This is a genomic window from Streptomyces sp. NPDC058653 (genome assembly GCF_042716895.1).
Lineage (GTDB): Bacteria > Actinomycetota > Actinomycetes > Streptomycetales > Streptomycetaceae > Streptomyces.
On the sequence record NZ_JBHXRM010000010.1, the window covers coordinates 90,798 to 107,228 of the forward strand.

Below are 16,431 nucleotides of genomic sequence, written 5' to 3' on the forward strand. Positions count from 1 at the left end.
CCGGGGTCCGTGGTCGGGGTGTCAGGGCGGCACCCCCAGAGCCGCCGTCAAAATGCTCAGCGCTTCGGCGACATGCGGCAATTCCAGGGGCTCCACATCGGTGAGGGACTCCAACCGCTGCTGCGGGGTTGAGCCGAGCAGCGGTCCGGTCGCGAGCCGTACCCGCAGCGCGCCCAGTTCGTCCCCGAACCGGTGCCCGCCGGGCACGGGTATGCCCAGCCGTTCGCCCAGGAACTCTTCGAGTTCCATGGAGTCGCCGACCCCCCGCGCGGCGAGCCCCCGGCGCAACGGGCCGAAGTCCGCGTACAGATGACGGCCCGCCCGTGGCGGCCTCGCCAGCGCCCCGGCAGTGAGGACGATGTGGTGGACGGCGCCGGCCACGCGCGCGTGCAGGGCGGCGGCGTCGGCGACCCTCGCCGTCACGGCCGGCGGCTCGTCCAGCGCGTGCGCCGCGGCGGCGGCGACCGGCCCGGCGACGAGCGCGCCCAGCGCGGTGAGATGGTCCAGCGTCCTGGCCCGGCGCCTGGCGCCCTCGCCGGTGGCCGGGAAACGCGCCACGGCGGCGGGCCACGACGCCGGAGCGAGCGCGCCCGCCAGGTCGGAGAAGACGGTGACGTCGCCCGGCCACATCTCGGCCGGGCTGAGGGGCACCGTCTCGCGCGGCCGGTGCAGCGTGTCGCGCCAGGTCTCGTCGCTGACGATGTGCAGGCCCTCGCATACGGCGGCCTCGCACGCCTCCCTGAGCAGCTCGGGCGGGGCGACGGTGCCGGTCGGGTCGTCGGCGATGGAGAGCAGCAGCAGCCGTGGGTCGCCCCCCTCGGCCCGTACCCGGCGCACCGTCTCCAGGAGGGCGTAGAGATCGGGTACGCCGCCGCACTCCGCGGGGGTCGGCACGGGGAAGAAGGGGCGGCCGAGGAGTCTGGCCTGGGGCGCCCAGGAGGCCGGGTGCGGGCGGGGCATCAGGACGTCGCCGCCGTGCGCGGCCAGCAGCGCGAGGAGCAGCGGCTGCGCGCCGGCCGCCGCCGCGACCTCCTGGGGACGGGTGGGCAGACCGCGCCTGGACCAGTAGCCGCAGGCGGCCTCCCGCAGGACGGGTCCGCCGCCGGGCGGCTCGGGCGAGGTCTGTCCGGCGGCGCCGGAGAGTACGGCGACCAGCTCGGGCAGCGCGGGCAGTCCCACGTCCGGGGCGAGCGGCCCGTACCGTACGGGACCGCGCCCTTCGTGGACCGCTCCCGCGGTCCCCGTGCTCCCCGTCGTCCCCATGCGCGCCTCCTCCCGCACTCACCGGTTCCCGGCCGCGGTGTGGTCTAGACCCCCCGGCCCACCATCGCCAGCAGCCGGGTCTGGGCGTCGGCGTCCGGCGGCAGTTCCAGCGGGTCGTCGAAGAGGCCGCTCGCCGACAGGCCGTCCGCGTACGGCTCCACCTCCCGCAGCGCGAAGTCGACCAGCGGCCCCGGCAGCCGCTCGTCCCCACCGATCCCGCGCGACAGGTCCCAGGTGTGGACCACCGCGTCGAGGACCATCTGCGAGCAGTAGGCGTCGACCCGGGTCGGCCCGTACGACAGCCGCACCATGCGCTCCGGCGCACCGCGCTCGCCGAACGCGGCACGCGCGCCCGCCGCCGCGCGGTCCCAGGCGGCGACCGGGTCGTCCCCGAGCACATCGCCGTCGAAGGCCCGGCCCACCTGCGCCACGGTGCGGCCCCCGCTCACCAGCGGGGGCACCCAGAGCTGCTCGGACGTGAGGTGGTTGACCAGGTCGCGTACGGACCACGCGGAGCAGGGCGTCGGCGCGTCCCACTGGTCCGCGCGGACGGCGTGCACCCGGTCCGTGAAGAGGTCGAGTGCCTCTCGGTGCCGGTCCAGCAGCCGATCATCCATGTCTCCCACTTTCCCCGGCCCCCCGGCGGGACGCGAGTCCGGCCCGTTCCACGGTCGGCTCCGGCCCCTGCTTGGGGCCAGGGACTACGGGGTACCCGCGTTCCATGTCTGACATCTACGCGGGCCGAAACGCGGCCGATCCCGGCACCCGGGCCCGGGTCGCCGCGCTGCTCACCGGCTGGGACCAGCAAATCTTCCGGTCCGCGGCGCACCGGCACTGGCCGGGCGCCGGACCCGTGCTGCCCCGGCTCAGCCGCTCCGCCAACCACGGCCTCCTCTGGTTCGGCGCCGCCGCCGGCATCGCTCTCCTCGGGCGCGGTCAGCGCTCGCGGCGTGCCGCCCTGCGGGGCGTGGCATCCCTCGCGGTCGCCTCGGCGGCGATCAACACCGTGGGCAAGCGGTCGGTACGCCGTGTGCGGCCGGTCCTGGACGCGGTCCCGGTGATGAGGCAGCTGAAGCGGCAGCCGATCACCACCTCGTTCCCGTCCGGGCACGCGGCGTCGGCCGCCGCCTTCGCCACGGGCGTCGCCCTGGAGTCGAAGGGGTGGGGGGCGGTGATCGCCCCGATCGCGTTCTCCGTCGCGGCGTCCCGCGTCTACACGGGCGTGCACTACCCGAGCGACGTGCTGGTGGGGGCCGCGCTGGGCGTGGGGGCGGCGTACGCGGTGCGCGGCATCGTGCCGACCCGCTCGCAGCTGCCCTCGCCGGGCCGGCCGCACGCGCCGGCGCCGACGCTTCCGGAGGGTGACGGCATGGTTGTCGTCGTCAACCGCGCGTCGGGCTCGTCGGACACGGCCGGCGCGCTGCGTGACGCGCTGCCGCTCGCGGAGTTCGTGGAGTGCGACCCCGAGGAGGTGAACACGGAGCTGGAGAAGGCGGCGGAGCGCTGTGTCGCGCTCGGGGTCGTCGGCGGCGACGGGACGGTCAACCGGGCGGCGGTGGTCGCGGCCCGGCACCGGCTGCCGCTGGCGGTGTTCCCCGGCGGCACGCTCAACCACTTCGCCTACGACCTGGGGATCGAGGGCCCGCAGGACACCTGCCGCGCGATGGCGGCGGGGGACGCGGTCCGGGTCGACCTCGGGCGGTTCACCGGGCCCGACGGGGTGAGCGGCCACTTCCTCAACACCTTCAGCCTGGGCGTCTATCCGGAGCTGGTGCGTGTACGGGAGCACTGGGCGCCCCGGATCGGCGGCTGGCCCGCCGGGGTGGTCGCGGCGACGAAGGTGCTGCGTGGGCAGCACCAGCTGGAGGCGGAGTTCGACGGGCGGCACCGGGCGCTGTGGATGCTCTTCGCCGGGAACGGCATCTACCAGCGGTTCGGATTCACCCCGGGCCACCGGCACGACCTGGCGGACGGTCTGCTGGACGTCCGGATCGTGCACGGCGGGAGTTTCCCGAGCCTGCGGCTGCTGGCCGCGGCGGCGGCCGGGCCGCTGAGCCGGTCGCCGGTGCACGCGGCGGAGCGGATGCGGCGGGTGCGGGTCACCGGCATCGCGCCGGGTACACCGCTGGCCTTCGACGGCGAAGTGGCCGAGTCACCGGTCGAGTTGACGATCGACAAGGCGAACGAGGCGTTGACGGTCTACCGCCCGCGCACCTTCATGTGAGGAGGCCGGGGGCCTCGCGGGGCGGGAGATATCGGTGGCGCGGGCGGGGCCCGGGGACGAAGCTCGTACGCATGGAATCCAGGCCCGTCGTCCCCTTCCTCGAAACCGCTCGGCTGCGGCTGCGTGACTGCGTCGAGGCCGACCTCGAACGCCTCCTCGCGCTGGACAACGACCCCGGCGTGAAGCGCTACATCGACGGCGGGGTGGTCGTCCCGCCCGAGGAGTTCCGGGCCGAGGCCCTGCCCCGGCTGCTCGGGCGCGGCTTCTGGGCGGCGGAGGAGCGGATCACCGGCCGGTGGCTGGGCTGGTTCGAGCTATGCCCGAAGAACGGCGCCGACTGGCGGGTGGTGGAGCTGGGGTACCGGCTGCACCGGGCCGAGTGGGGGCGGGGTTACGCCACGGAGGGCGCCCGCGCGCTGGTGCGCAAGGCCTTCACGGAGCTGGGTACGGAGCGGGTGACGGCGAACACGATGACCGTCAACACGGCTTCCCGGCGGGTCATGGAGAAGGCCGGGCTGAGTTGGGTCCGTACGTATGTCGAGGACTGGCCGCAGGTCATCGAGGGCTCGGCGGAGGGGGACGTGGAGTACGCGCTCACGCGAGAGGAGTGGCGGCTCGCCCATCCCGGGCGACTCCCCTGACTGACCGTATCGCGAGACGTGGGTCTCATATTTCGACATGGCGGCGTACCGTGACGGGACCACTTCAGGAGAGGGAGTCCGGTCATGCCGAAAGAGACCGCCGTCTACACCCACGGCCACCACGAGTCGGTCCTGCGCTCGCACCGCTGGCGCACGGCGGCGAACTCCGCGGCGTACCTCCTGCCCGAACTCCGCGCCGGGATTCAGGTGCTGGACGTCGGCTGCGGCCCGGGCACCATCACCGCCGATCTCGCCGCGCTGGTCGCGCCGGGCTCGGTGACCGCGGTGGACGCGGCGGCGGACGTACTGGAGGGGGCGCGGGAGGCGGTCGCGGCGCGCGGCCTGGACAACGTCCGTTTCGCGGTCGCCGACGTCCACGCGCTGGACTTCCCGGACGACTCCTTCGACGTGGTCCACGCCCATCAGCTGCTCCAGCACGTCGGGGACCCCGTACAGGCGCTGCGCGAGATGCGGCGGGTGTGCAGACCCGGGGGTGTCGTCGCGGCGCGCGACAGCGACTACGGGGCCTTCACCTGGTACCCGTCGTCGCCGGAGCTGGACGGCTGGCAGGAGCTCTACCGGCGGGTGGCCCGCGCCAACGGCGGCGAACCCGACGCGGGCCGCAGACTCCGCGCGTGGGCGCGGCGCGCGGGCTTCACCGACATCACGTCCACGGCGGGCACGTGGTGTTTCGCCACCCCGGAGGAGCGCGCGTGGTGGAGCGGTCTGTGGGCGGAGCGGACGACGGCGTCGGTCTACGCGGACCTGGCGGTACGCGCCGGCCACGCGGACACCGGGCGGCTCGGCGCGATCGCGGCGGCGTGGCGGGCGTGGGGCGAGGAGCCCGACGCGTGGTTCATGGTCCCGCACGGTGAAATCCTGTGCCGGGTATGAGGGTTGGTTCGCGGAGGTTCATGGTCGCGGAGATCGGTGCTTCGCTACCCTCACCGGTATGGAAATCCTGGGAACCACGCTGCGCATCTGCGTCGACGACCTGGAGACCTCGGTCGCCTTCTACGAACGGCTGACCGGTAGCCCCGCGCTCCGTTTCGAGCGCGGCGGGGTCTCCGTCGCCGCCGTGAGTTGCTTCCTGTTGATGAGCGGTCCCGCGGAGGAGATAGAGGTGCTGCGCAAGGTGACCGCGACGATCGCCGTCAAGGACGTGGACGAGGCGTTCGCGGCGCTCACGGACGTCGGCGCCCAGGTCCTCGCGGGCCCGGTCCCCACCCCGGCAGGCCGCAACCTGATCGCGGTCCACCCGGACGGCTCGGTCTTCGAGTACGTGGACCGCAACCCGACCCGCACGAGCTGACGCCCACCCGTCCCCCTCGCCCCCCACCAACGAGTCGCCCCTCGGACCCCGTTGGCGGGGGCCCGGCCTCCGGGGACGCGGGGAAGGCCCGCCGCGCACGCCTCCCGCCCCGTGGGGGCGGAACCACCGGCCGCACGCCGGCCCGGCCGGGTTCCCACGCCTTCTGGGCGGGCACCACGCCCGGCCAAAGCCCACAGCCGCAGGCCAGCCCGGCCGGATTCCCGCAGCAGGCGTCAGCCCGCCCTCCGGGCGGGCAACGCCACTTCCCGTCCGCACCCCTCGGCAACAAGAGCGGAGCGTCACCCACCACCTCGCGAGACGGCCGGGCCGCCGGGCCCCAGAACGGCGCCCGGCCCGTATCGGCCCGCCCGCAGCGGTCGTCAGCCCGCTCTGCGGCAACAAGAGCGGAGCGTCACCCACCGCCTCACGAGGCGGCCGGGCCGCCGGGCCGCCAGGACCCAGAACGGCGCCCGGCCCGTACCGCCCCGCCCCTCCGGGCGGGCCGCCGCCACTTCCCGGCCGCACCCCTCGGCAAAGCGACCGAAGCCGCCGGGCGCCCAAAAAGGGCGGCCCGAGCGGCTCCCTCCCCCGCCGGAGGCGTGACCGCCCCCTCAGTCGCCCGGGCGCATGCGGAAGTCGTATGCCTCCGGTAGCGGGTCGTCCGTGAGGGACGTCCATACCTCGTGCAGCGTCTCCTCGCCCTCGCGCAGGTCCGCCACCTCGAAGCCCTCGTCGAACACCGCGCGGGCCGCGGTCCTGTCGCCCTCCGCCAGCAGCAGTTGGGCCTCTGTCAGGCGGAAGGCGCCGCGCTCGCGTATGTCGTCCGGGAGCCGGTCGTGGATGCGGCGGGCGTCCCGCGCGCGGTCCGTGGTGAGCAGCGCGCCGATCGCCTCGCGGGACAGCGCCACCGTGGCCGCCGTCCACGACTCGTCGTCCCCCGAAGCCTCCTCCCGCTCGCGCGCGAGCTCGTCGAAGGCCTCCAGGTACAGATCCGCGGCCCGCTCCGGGTTCCCGCCCTCCTGGTCGGCGACGGCCATGCAGCGCAGCAACGGCCAGCGGGACGTGGCCAGTTTGAGGCCGCGTTCCCAACTCCGCACCGCCTGCGCCAGATCGCCCGCGTGCCACTGCGTCACCCCGAGGTGATACTCCGTCAGCGGCTCGGCGGGGGCCGTCTCCAGCATGTCGCGCCAGTGCGGGGCGACCAGCGTCGGCCCGGGCGGCTCGGTCTTTCGCGCCTTCGGGAACGTGCCCTGCGTGTACAGCTGGACCCACGGCGCCTGCTGCTCGCCGAGCATCGACTCGTCGAACGGTGTGCCGGGCAGCTCGTACCCGCCGCGCATCGTGCCGCGCAGGACTTCGAGCGCGCCCCAGCCCGAGCCGGTGGCGAGCCGTTCGCCGGGCTCGTTGTCCGCGTACGGCAGCCACGCCTCGTACGCCGCGTCGACGGCCGCGCGCGACAGCACGTCTTCGAGCCGGTCGGAGACCTCCGCCCGCGCCGCGTTCCAGTCGTCGCCGTGGACGGTCGCGGGGTCGGCTTCGAGCGGACCGTACGACTCCAGCCAGCTGAAGTCGTCGTGGCCGTCGAGCTTGACGTGTTCCAGCTGCGTACGCGCGAGTCCGGCCTGGATCTCGGCGTACCCGGGGGTGCCCGGTTCGGTGAGCCACTGCTGCCAGCGCCGCCCTCCCCGCCCCGCTCCCCAGATGAAGAGTTTGCGTCCGCTCAGGGTGTCCGTGGAGGTCTGGACGAGTCCCCGGCCGTCCGCGTCGAGGGAGGTGATCCACTTCCGGGCTCCGCGCGGGACCTCGTAGAAGTAGTCCGCCGGGTATTCGCCGCGCAGCGGGTACGTACGGTCGGCGCCGTCGTACTCGGGCACCGGCACCCGGCGCAGGCTCCGCTCGTACCCGAAGTGCCAGGCCTCCTCGGCGGGTGCGAGCACGCGCGTGTGCTCGTCCTCGGGGACGGCGATGTTGGACCACCAGTAGACCGGCGCCGGCCCCTGGTGCGGATTGCGTATCCGTACGCCGACATGGAGGAAGTCGGAGTCGTCGGGCAGCCAGAGGTCGACCTGGAACGGCAGGCCGCGCAGCGGCTCCCACTCCCAGAGCCGGAGCATCTCGCCGCCGTCGGGCGCGGGGACGAGCGCGGCGTGCACGGGCGCGCAGGAGAGGGTGGTGTGGCCGGTGGCGCCGATGTTCCACTCGATGCCGCCGGAGAACCAGGCGCCGTTGAGCGCGAAGTCCGCGGGCTGCAAGACCGGGTTGCGGTAGAGCAGTTCGCGGTCGGTGGGCTTGTGGTAGAGGGAGTGCACCCGCCCGCCGAGCCCCGGCAGCACGGTGGCCCGCAGCCTGTCGTTCTCGATGACGATCACGTCGAGGTCGGTGCTCACCCGGTCGCGTCCGTAGCCGTCGAGTATCCGGACCGGGAGCAGGGTGCGCAGCGGCTCGTAACCGATCTGCCGCGCCATGTCGCGGGGCAGGTCCCGCTTGGCGCGTTCGTCGACGGAGTGCGTCTCGTCGAGCGGCCGGAGCGCGGGCAGGGGGTTCTCCGGCCCCAAGGGGGCGGCAGGCAGGGTCAGTACGGCACGTCGCACGCTCGTGGCCACAGGCAAACCTCGCTTCGCTCGCTGGGGCCGCCGACGGCTCGGTTGGCCGGCGCGCACCCGTTGACCATGGAACACGGTCGAGTGCGCGCCGAACAGAGCCCCTTGGGATCAGTCTTGGGTGAGGGCCGCCACAACGATGTCGGCGAGCAGCGCTCCCGCGGTGCCGTCGGGGTCGAGATCGGGGTCGTAGATCGTCAGATTGAGCCCGACGCAGCGGTCGGAGCGGACCAGGACCGCCAGCAGCGACCGGAGTTCGTCGGGGAGCAGACCCCCGGGGTCGGGGCTGTCGACGGCCGGCATCACCTCCGGGTCGAGCACGTCCGCGTCCAGATGGACCCAGAAACCGTCGGTGACGGGCACCTCGAGGGTCTGGAGCGCCGCCCCGGCGAGCTCGGCGACGCCCCACTCCCGGAACTCCCCCACGGACACGGTGGGGATCCGCAGCCGGGCCAGCTCCTCGTGGTCCTCGTCGTCGTCGCGGATGCCGAAGAGCCGTACGTCCTCGTCGCGGACGTACGGGCGCAGCCCCTCGATGTCGGTGAGGTCGCTCTGCCCGCGTCCGGTGGCGAGGGCCAGCTCCTCACCGCCCGCCGCGCCGACGGACGTCGAGTTCCCGGGGTGCCGGAAGTCCGCGGAGCCGTCGATCGCGGCGATGCCGTACCGCCCGAGCCGCCGCAGCGCGAGCGAGGCGCCGAGCTGGATGGAGCAGTCGCCGCCGAGGACGAGCGGGAAGTCACCGGCCCGCACATGGCGTTCGATCCGGTCGGCGAGCCGGCGGGTGTACGAGGCGATGGCGGCGGCGTTGAAGACGCCGTCGCCCTCTTTCCAGTCACCCCGGTCGTAACGGGGCGGGACGACGACCCCGCCCTCGAACGCACCGAGCCGCTGCACGATCCGCTGCTCCCGCATCGCTCCTGCCAGCTTGTAGCAGCCGGGGACGGTGCCGGGGGCCGGCGGGCGCAGGCCGAGGTTGGAGGGGGCGTCGATCACCACGATATTCCGCATGCGGACCATCCTCGGCGTCGTACGCTCCTTCTTCAACGAGGATCTTCGGGAAGAAGGCGGCACGTCCATGACCACGCAGCACACCTACCGGGTGATCGTCCGCGGGACCTTCGAGCAGCTGATGGACGAGGCGCGTGCGCGGTTGCTGGACGAGCTGGACGACCACGGGCTCAGCCAGATGCGGTTCACTCCCGAGGGGTCGCTCACCTACGACCGGGCGCTGAAGCACTTCTCGTACCGGTTCGAGATCGTCTCCGACGCCGCCGACGGCGATGAGATGGCCGCGGCGCTCGCCGAGGAACGGGCGGAGGCGGCGCTGCGGGCGTTCGGCGGGGGCCTCGGCGCCGGCTTCGGGGAGCTGCGGTCGACCGTGACGGACATGGACACGATGAAGATCAACCGGAAGGGCCGCTGAGCCCTCCGGGCGGGTCGTCGCGGACCATGTCCGCGGTGACGGCCCAGCGTTCGTGGTCGCGCCAGGCCCCGTCGATGCGCAGGAAGTCCGGCGAGAAGCCCTCGTGGCGGAAGCCGGCCCGGCGGACGAGCGCGAGGGAGGCGGTGTTGCCCGGCTGGATGTTGGCCTCCAGACGGTGCAGGCCGAGCGGTCCGAACGCGTGGCGCATGACATGGCGGAGCCCTTCGCCCATCAGGCCCCGGCCGGCGGCGTGGGCGAAGGCGCCGTATCCGAGGGCTCCGCTGAGGAAGCCGCCCCGGACGATGTTGTTGATGTTGATGAATCCGGCGATCCGCCCGTCGGCCAGGTCGCAGACGAGGAAGCCGGCCTTGGTGGGGTCCTCGATGACGCTGTTCGCGTAGTCGCGGTAGGCCTCGGGGGTCTGGGGCGGGAAGAGCCAGGGGCGGTGCAGTTCCCTGCTGTCGCGGGCGAGCGCGACGAACTCGCGGGCGTCCTCGTACTGGTACGGGCGTACGCGCGTACGTGGCCCCTCGCCTGCGGGGGAGGTGGTGTCGGGCATCGCGCCAGCCTAGGGTCTGTCGTCCCGTTCCCGCCGGACCCGCGAGCCGTCCCGGGGCCACGACCGGCAGAAGCCACGACCGGCAGGAGCTGCGACCGGCAGGAGCCACGACCGGCCCCGGCCCGCGGGCCACGTCCTAGCTCAGCGCCGGTACGTCCAGCGTGAGCGTGGCCGTCGTGGCGGACGCCTCCAGGACCGCGGGGACCCCGAGCGGCACCGTCAGGTTCGTCGGGCCGTGGCCGAAGCCCAGCTCCTCGACCACCGGCACCCCGAGCCCGCCGAGCCGGTCGAGCATCAGGGTCCGGACGGCCTCGTACGGGCCGCAGCCCGCCCAGGAGCCGAGCGCGACCCCGGCGACCCCGTCCAGCCAGCCGGAGCGCAGGAGTTGGGTGAGGATGCGGTCCAGCCGGTACGGCTCCTCCTCGACGTCCTCGATCAGCAGCAGCCCGCCGGCGGCGGAGGGACGGGCGTGCGGGGTGCCGAGGTCGGCGGCGAGCAGGCTGACGCAGCCGCCGAGGGTGACGCCGTGGGCCCGGCCGGGCAGGAGCGCGCCCGCCGTGTCGAGACCGATGGTCCGGACCGTCTCCGGTGCGAGGAGGGTCGCGCGCAGCGACTCCTGGCTGGCCGGGTCCTTGAGGAAGGTCAGCGCGGCGACCATGGGGCCGTGCAGGGTGGAGACTCCCGCCCGTACGGCGAACGCCTCGTGCAGCGCGGTGATGTCGCTGTAGCCGACGAAGACCTTGGGCGGCGCGGCGCGTACGGCGTCCCAGTCGATCAGGTCGACCATGCGCTGCGCGCCGTAGCCGCCGCGTGCGCACAGGACGGCGGAGACCGTCGGGTCGCACCAGGCGTCCTGGAGGTCGCGGGCGCGCGCCTCGTCCGCCCCCGCCAGGTACGCCAACTCCTGGTGCAGGTCAAGGACATGGGGCGCCACCACGGGGTCGAGGTCCCAGCCGCGCAGGATGTCCAGGCCGGCTTCGAGGCGCTCGGCGGGCACGGGGCCGCTGGGCGCGACGACGGCGACCTTCGCGCCGGGCCGCAGCCGGGGCGGACGTACCAGGGCGCCGAGCGGCGCGGGGCGTGCCGTGGTCGTCACTTCGTCAGCTCCAGCAACGGGACGTCGGGGCGGCTGATCCCGAACGTCTGGGCGTACAGGGACAGTTCGGCCTCCAGCGCGCGGACCATCGTGTCCGCCCTGCGGAAGCCGTGGCCCTCGCCCTCGAAGGTGATGTAGGCGTGCGGGACGTCCTGTCCGGCCAGTTGGGCGAGGAAGCGTTCGCACTGGACGGGCGGGCAGATCACGTCGTCGAGCCCCTGGAGCAGCAGGAACGGGGCGCTGATCCGGTCGACATGGCTGATCGGCGAACGCTCGCGGTAGCGGCCCGGGACGTCGGCGAAGGGACCGACGAGCGATTCCAGATACCGCGACTCGAAGTCGTGCGTCCCGTCGGAGACCCAGCTCGACAGATCGAGGATCGGATAGATGACGGTGCCGCACGCGTAGACGTCGGTGGAGGTGAGCGAGGCGGCACTGGTCCAGCCGCCCGCGCTGCCGCCCCGGATCGCGAGCCGCCCGGGGTCGGCGGTGCCCTCGTCGGCGAGGGAGCGGGCGACGGCCGCGCAGTCCTCGACGTCGACCACGCCCCACTGTTCGCGCAGCCGTTCGCGGTAGGCGCGTCCGTAGCCGGTCGAGCCGCCGTAGTTGACCTCGGCGACGCCGATGCCGCGCGAGGTGAAGTAGGCGATCTCCAGGTCGAGTACGAGCGGGGCGTGGCTGGTGGGGCCGCCGTGGGCCCATACGACGTACGGCGGCAGCTCCTCGCCGGGCGCGCTGTGGCCGGGGCTGTGCGGCGGGTAGACATGGGCGTGGATCTCGCGGTCGTCCGGGCCGGTGAACGTGCGGATCTGCGGCTCGGGGTAGTAGGCGGGGTCGACCGGGTCCTGGTGCGCCGAGCCGATGACGCGGGCCCGCCCGGTGGCCGTGTCCAGTTCCACGATCTCGTAGCCGCTGCGCGGGCTGGCGGCGACGCCGACGACCCGGGTGTCGCGGACGGCTAGGGTGGCGGCCCATTCGGTCCAGGGCCCGGCGGCGTCGGCGAGCTGGCCGGTCTCGGGGTCGAGCACGCCGAGCGCGGTGGCGCCCTTGCCGTGGACGACGGCGATCATGCCGTCGGCCATCGGCCGGAACCACTGGAGGCCGATCTTCCAGAGCGGTCCGCCGAACTCCTCCTCCACGGCGGGGCTCAGCCGGGTGGGCGCGGTGACGCCGGCCGGCGCCGAGCCGTCGAGCCTCAGCCGGTTGAGCTGCCACCAGTCGCCGGGGTCGGAGACGTACAGGAGCGAGCCGTCGGGTGCCCAGTCGGCCTGTGCGACGGCCTCCTCGGGGCCTCCGGCGACGGTGCGCACCCCCGTGAAGGCCCCCGTCCCGGCGGTCTCGGCGAGCAGCAACTCCGTGCCGTCCCAGGGCATTCGGGGGTGGTCCCAGGCGATCCAGGCGACATGCCGGCCGTTCGGTGAGACGCGGGGTCCGGTGACGAAGCGGTGCCGGTCGTCGGAGAGTTCGGTCACGGCGGCGCGGTCGTCGGCGGCCGAGCCGTCCAGCGGTACGGAGGCGACGACGCGGCGTACGTCGGTGGGTGCCTCGCCGGTGAACTCCTCCAGTACGCACCAGACCTCGCCGCTGTCCAGGCGCAGTTGCGGGTCGGCCCAGCGCAGGGTGCCGGTCGTGGCGCCGTCGGGCGCGGGGGCGGGGGTGAGGGGGCGCGGGGGCCCGTCGCCGTCCGGCTCGTACGCGTAGAGCCGCTGGTCCGGGAAGTGCGAGAAGACGACGAGGGGGGAGCCGTCGGCCCGTACCGTCGCGTCCCAGGGCCGGCCACCGTACTCGATGACCCTGGTGCGGACGTTCCACGGGGCGGGCAGGACCGACTCCTCACGGCCGTCGGGCCGGCGGCGCACGAGGACGCGCCGGCCCTCCTCCGTGGGACGCGGCTCGGTCCACCACACCTCGTCGCCGACCGTGCCGACGTACTCCGGCCGGCCGTCGTGCGAGGCGGCCAGCGCGGCGTCGATCGGTGACGGCCATGATCCGTACGGCGCCATCCGTGGCATGCCCAACTCCCCTACGCGGTCTGGAGATAGTGGTCGAGAACGCGGACCCCGAAGTGCAGGGCCTCGACCGGGACCCGTTCGTCGACTCCGTGGAAGAGGGCCTGGTAGTCGAAGCCCGGGGGCAGCTTCAGCGGCGAGAAGCCGTAGCCGGTGATACCGAGGCGGGAGAACTGCTTGGCGTCGGTGCCGCCCGACATGCAGTACGGCACGACGTGCCCGGCCGGGTCGAACCGCTCGACGGCCGCGCGGAGTCTGGCGTACGTCGGTGAGTCGACCGGCGCCTGGAGGGGCATCTCGCGGTGGTGGAACTCCCAGTCCACGTCCGGCCCGGTCAACTCGTCCATGGTGGCGGTGAATTCGTCCTCGGTGCCCGGCAGCATCCGTCCGTCGACATAGGCGACGGCCTGACCGGGGATCACATTGACCTTGTAACCGGCCTCCAGGACGGTCGGGTTGGAGCTGTTGCGCACGGTCGCCGCGACGAGTTCGGCGGCGGGGCCGAGCTTGGCGAGCAGGGGGTCGGGGTTGAAGTGCTCGGACTCCACGTCGACGTCGAGGCCGTGGAGCGACGCCAGCTCCTTGAGCGCGGCGCGGACGGTCGGGGTGAGCCTGAGGGGCCATTCGTGGTGGCCGATGCGGCCGACGGCCGCCGCGAGCCTGCTGACCGCGTTGGTTCGGTTGACCTTGGAGCCGTGGCCCGCCCTGCCGTGCGCGGTGAGCTTGAGCCAGGCGGTGCCGCGCTCGCCGGCCGCGATGGGGTAGAGCGTCATGCCGGGTCCGGCGTGGAAGCTGAAGGCGCCGGACTCGCTGATGCCCTCCGTACAGCCTTCGAAGAGTTCGGGGTGGTGGTCGGCGAGGAAGCCGGAGCCGTCGACGGCGCTGGCCTCCTCGTCGGCGGTGTACGCGATCACGATGTCCCGGCGGGGCCGGACCCCGGCGCGGGCCCAGGCGCGGACGACGGAGAGCACCATCGCGTCCATGTTCTTCATGTCGACGGCCCCGCGCCCCCACACGACGCCGTCCCTGACCTCGCCGGAGAAGGGATGCACGGACCAGTCGGCGGGCTCCGCCGGTACGACGTCCAGATGGCCGTGGACCAGGAGCGCGTCGGCGCCCGGGTCGGTGCCGGGGATGCGCGCGACCACGTTGGTGCGGCCGGGGGTCCGCTCCAGGAGCGTGGGCTCCAGTCCGGCGGCGGCCAGCCGTTCGGCGACGTACTCGGCGGCGGGGCGTTCGACGCAGTCGCCGTTGCCCCGGTTGGTGGTGTCGATACGGATGAGGTCGGAGGTGAAGGTCACCACCTCGTCCAGCGCCACCATGTCGATGGGTTCCGCCCGGTCCGTACTCGTGTTCTCGTGCGTCATGTCAGCCATACTGCTCCTCCACCGCGGCCGAGACGATCGTGGTGACCGCCTTGAAGGTGCGAATGCCCTCGTACATCGTCCCGCTGGTGTACGCGACCCGCCGCTCGCCTGCGCGTACCACTCCGGGGACGACCGTGGCGGCGGCGCCGAGATGGTCGGCGTCGAACTCCAGCTCGATGGTGAACGGGCCGCCGGCGACCGGTTCGTACCGTACGGCCAGCGCGGTCGCCTCCTTGGCCGCCGCCCGGATGTCGGCGGCGGTACGCGCGGGGGTGCGGCAGACGGCGGCGTACCGCGAGACATGGTCCTTCACGGCGACCTTGCGGGCTCCCGCCGCGTATCCGTCGGCGTCCCGGCAGGTCAGGTCGTCGCCGGTGACGAGGACCACGGGGACCCCGTACTCGGCGACGACGTTCGCGTTGAGCAGACCCTCGCTCGCTCGCGCGCCGTTGAGCCAGACGCCGGTGATGGAGTTGGCCAGATAGGTGTGCGCGAGGACGCCTTCGGTGCCGGCACCCGTGTGGTAGCCGACGAAGGCGATGGCGTCGACGTCACCGTGCTGGACGCCCTCGACCATGCTCAGCGACTTGTGGCGCCCGGTGAGCAGCTGGGCGCGCGGGTCGAGCTCTTCCAGGAGCAGGTTGCGCATGGTCCAGTGGGCCTCGTTGATCAGCACCTCGTCGGCGCCACCGTCCAGGAAACCGAGGACGGCGGCGTTCACGTCCGAGGTGAACAGGGAGCGGCAGCGCTCCCACTGCGGCGTCCCGGGCAGGACGTCCGCCGGCCAGGTCACACCGGTGGCGCCCTCCATGTCGGCGCTGATGAGGATCTTCATGCAGCGAAACCGTACGCGCCACCGGACCCGACGACCACCCCACCAACTACCGGGCGCGTCCCACCACACGGAGCCTTCCGGACGGCGGTCGGCGGGCCGGCCGCGCTCAGCCCGTCGGCGCCGTCCGGGGGCCTGGGATCCGGAGACGGCCTCGACGACGGTGAGCAGCCGCCGACCGCCCGCGACATCGGCAGGCGGCTCCCCGCGCGACCCCGGCGGTGGCCTTCTCCAGGTCCCCCGGCCCGAGGAGGACCAGGGCACCCCGTACGGCGGAACCCGTACGCGGTCGCGAGCCCGCGCCGGTCTCGTCCGGCTTCTGCGGAGCTGGTGAGCGTCTGTCGGTGGCGGGGCGGCCGGGGGGAGTGGCTCAGGCGGGGGCCAGGACGAACCAGCGGGCCGGGAGGTCGATGCGGGTGCCGTCCGCCAGGTGTTCCGTCTGGGGCAGCGTGGTGTCCCCGCTGTCGACGATCCGCAGGCCCGCCCCGGTCAGCAGCCTCGGGACCTCCTCGTCGGACGCCCCGGCGGGTTTGAGGCCGTGGTCGAAGACCCGGCGCAGTTTCGCGGGCGGTCCGCCGGGGTCCTGGGCGGCCCGTTGGAGCACCGTCCTGGACTCCGAGGTCAGCTCCACCACGAACGCCCTGCCGCGCGTGCCGAGGAGTGTCGCGACCGCCTCGGCGACGAGGGGGCGGTCCTGGGGTTCGCTCTGGTGGATGACGGCGCGCATATAGACGTGTGTGTCGCCCATCCGTTCCGACAGCGTCCGGACCGCTTCCCGGTCGACGAGGCTGAGCTGTTCGAACTCGGCCGCCTTCCCGGTGTCGGCCCGGCGCGCGTGTTCGATCGCCGCCCGCGAGAGGTCCACGCCGACCGCGCGGGCGAAGCGGGTGGCGAGATAGCGGGTCTGGGTGCCGTTGCCGCAGCCGAGGTCGACGACCGGGAGCGCCGGGTCGGCGTGCGGCAGGAGTATGTCGCAGTGCGGTACGGCGGTGAGGGCGGGTTCGGAGTCCCAGATCGCCTCGCCCGGTGCGTCGGAGGTCTCGCGCCAGTAGCTCTCCCAGGCATCCAGATAACGCCGTGACACGCTCATGGGACCCCGATTCCC

15 protein-coding genes are annotated in these 16,431 nt (G+C 73.6%); 5 read left to right on the plus strand and 10 right to left on the minus strand.

Annotation, left to right across the window (positions count from 1 at the left end):
• Positions 1-21: 21 nt before the first annotated feature.
• Entirely contained in the window at positions 22-1,263 is a 1,242-nt protein-coding gene (locus ACFWU9_RS11595) for an aminotransferase class I/II-fold pyridoxal phosphate-dependent enzyme (protein ID WP_384316732.1), read from the minus strand.
• Between the two features lie 44 nt (positions 1,264-1,307).
• Entirely contained in the window at positions 1,308-1,880 is a 573-nt protein-coding gene (locus ACFWU9_RS11600; protein WP_384316734.1) for a TIGR03086 family metal-binding protein, read from the minus strand.
• A gap of 104 nt (positions 1,881-1,984) precedes the next feature.
• On the opposite strand from ACFWU9_RS11600, the gene ACFWU9_RS11605 reads away from it, so the two are divergent.
• The 4 genes from ACFWU9_RS11605 to ACFWU9_RS11620 all read left to right on the plus strand — a co-directional run bounded on the left by ACFWU9_RS11605 (position 1,985) and on the right by ACFWU9_RS11620 (position 5,440).
• On the plus strand, positions 1,985-3,487 hold the full coding sequence (locus ACFWU9_RS11605; protein WP_384316736.1) for a bifunctional phosphatase PAP2/diacylglycerol kinase family protein: 1,503 nt from the start codon (positions 1,985-1,987) through the stop codon (positions 3,485-3,487).
• A 71-nt stretch (positions 3,488-3,558) separates the two neighbouring features.
• Positions 3,559-4,128, plus strand: a complete 570-nt coding sequence (locus tag ACFWU9_RS11610; protein ID WP_384316738.1) for a GNAT family N-acetyltransferase — start codon at positions 3,559-3,561, stop codon at positions 4,126-4,128.
• An 84-nt stretch (positions 4,129-4,212) separates the two neighbouring features.
• Entirely contained in the window at positions 4,213-5,022 is an 810-nt protein-coding gene (locus ACFWU9_RS11615; RefSeq protein ID WP_384316740.1) for a class I SAM-dependent methyltransferase, read from the plus strand.
• A 58-nt stretch (positions 5,023-5,080) separates the two neighbouring features.
• The gene (locus ACFWU9_RS11620; protein ID WP_384316742.1) at positions 5,081-5,440 is read left to right on the plus strand and encodes a VOC family protein; all 360 of its coding nucleotides are present in this window, start codon (positions 5,081-5,083) and stop codon (positions 5,438-5,440) included.
• Positions 5,441-6,051: 611 nt separating this feature from the next.
• Here the strand turns inward: ACFWU9_RS11620 and ACFWU9_RS11625 are convergent.
• The gene (locus ACFWU9_RS11625; RefSeq protein ID WP_384316744.1) at positions 6,052-8,043 is read right to left on the minus strand and encodes a DUF5107 domain-containing protein; all 1,992 of its coding nucleotides are present in this window, start codon (positions 8,041-8,043) and stop codon (positions 6,052-6,054) included.
• A 108-nt stretch (positions 8,044-8,151) separates the two neighbouring features.
• Positions 8,152-9,048: an arginase family protein gene (locus tag ACFWU9_RS11630; protein WP_384316746.1), complete on the minus strand. Its 897-nt coding sequence runs from the start codon at positions 9,046-9,048 to the stop codon at positions 8,152-8,154.
• Between the two features lie 67 nt (positions 9,049-9,115).
• Here ACFWU9_RS11630 and ACFWU9_RS11635 point away from each other — a divergent pair, with 67 nt between their 5' ends.
• On the plus strand, positions 9,116-9,463 hold the full coding sequence (locus ACFWU9_RS11635) for a DUF6204 family protein (RefSeq protein WP_384316902.1): 348 nt from the start codon (positions 9,116-9,118) through the stop codon (positions 9,461-9,463).
• On the opposite strand, the gene ACFWU9_RS11640 is transcribed toward ACFWU9_RS11635, so the two are convergent.
• The 6 genes from ACFWU9_RS11640 to ACFWU9_RS11665 all read right to left on the minus strand — a co-directional run bounded on the left by ACFWU9_RS11640 (position 9,444) and on the right by ACFWU9_RS11665 (position 16,416).
• On the minus strand, positions 9,444-10,022 hold the full coding sequence (locus ACFWU9_RS11640) for a GNAT family N-acetyltransferase (RefSeq protein ID WP_384316748.1): 579 nt from the start codon (positions 10,020-10,022) through the stop codon (positions 9,444-9,446). The genes ACFWU9_RS11635 and ACFWU9_RS11640 overlap by 20 nt on opposite strands.
• Before the next feature lie 136 nt (positions 10,023-10,158).
• Positions 10,159-11,118, minus strand: a complete 960-nt coding sequence (locus tag ACFWU9_RS11645; protein ID WP_384316750.1) for an LD-carboxypeptidase — start codon at positions 11,116-11,118, stop codon at positions 10,159-10,161.
• Positions 11,115-13,130 (minus strand): prolyl oligopeptidase family serine peptidase, encoded by a 2,016-nt coding sequence (locus ACFWU9_RS11650; RefSeq protein WP_384316752.1) that lies wholly within the window; start codon positions 13,128-13,130, stop codon positions 11,115-11,117. The genes ACFWU9_RS11645 and ACFWU9_RS11650 overlap by 4 nt, the downstream gene beginning before the upstream one ends.
• An 11-nt stretch (positions 13,131-13,141) precedes the next feature.
• A complete protein-coding gene (locus ACFWU9_RS11655) occupies positions 13,142-14,494 on the minus strand; it encodes a M20/M25/M40 family metallo-hydrolase (RefSeq protein WP_384316904.1) in 1,353 nt (450 codons plus the stop codon).
• Position 14,495: 1 nt separating this feature from the next.
• On the minus strand, positions 14,496-15,329 hold the full coding sequence (locus ACFWU9_RS11660; RefSeq protein ID WP_384316754.1) for a M55 family metallopeptidase: 834 nt from the start codon (positions 15,327-15,329) through the stop codon (positions 14,496-14,498).
• 367 nt (positions 15,330-15,696) lie between these two features.
• Complete coding sequence (locus ACFWU9_RS11665) at positions 15,697-16,416, minus strand: class I SAM-dependent methyltransferase (RefSeq protein WP_384316756.1); 720 nt, start codon at positions 16,414-16,416, stop codon at positions 15,697-15,699.
• Between the last annotated feature and the right edge of the window lie 15 nt (positions 16,417-16,431).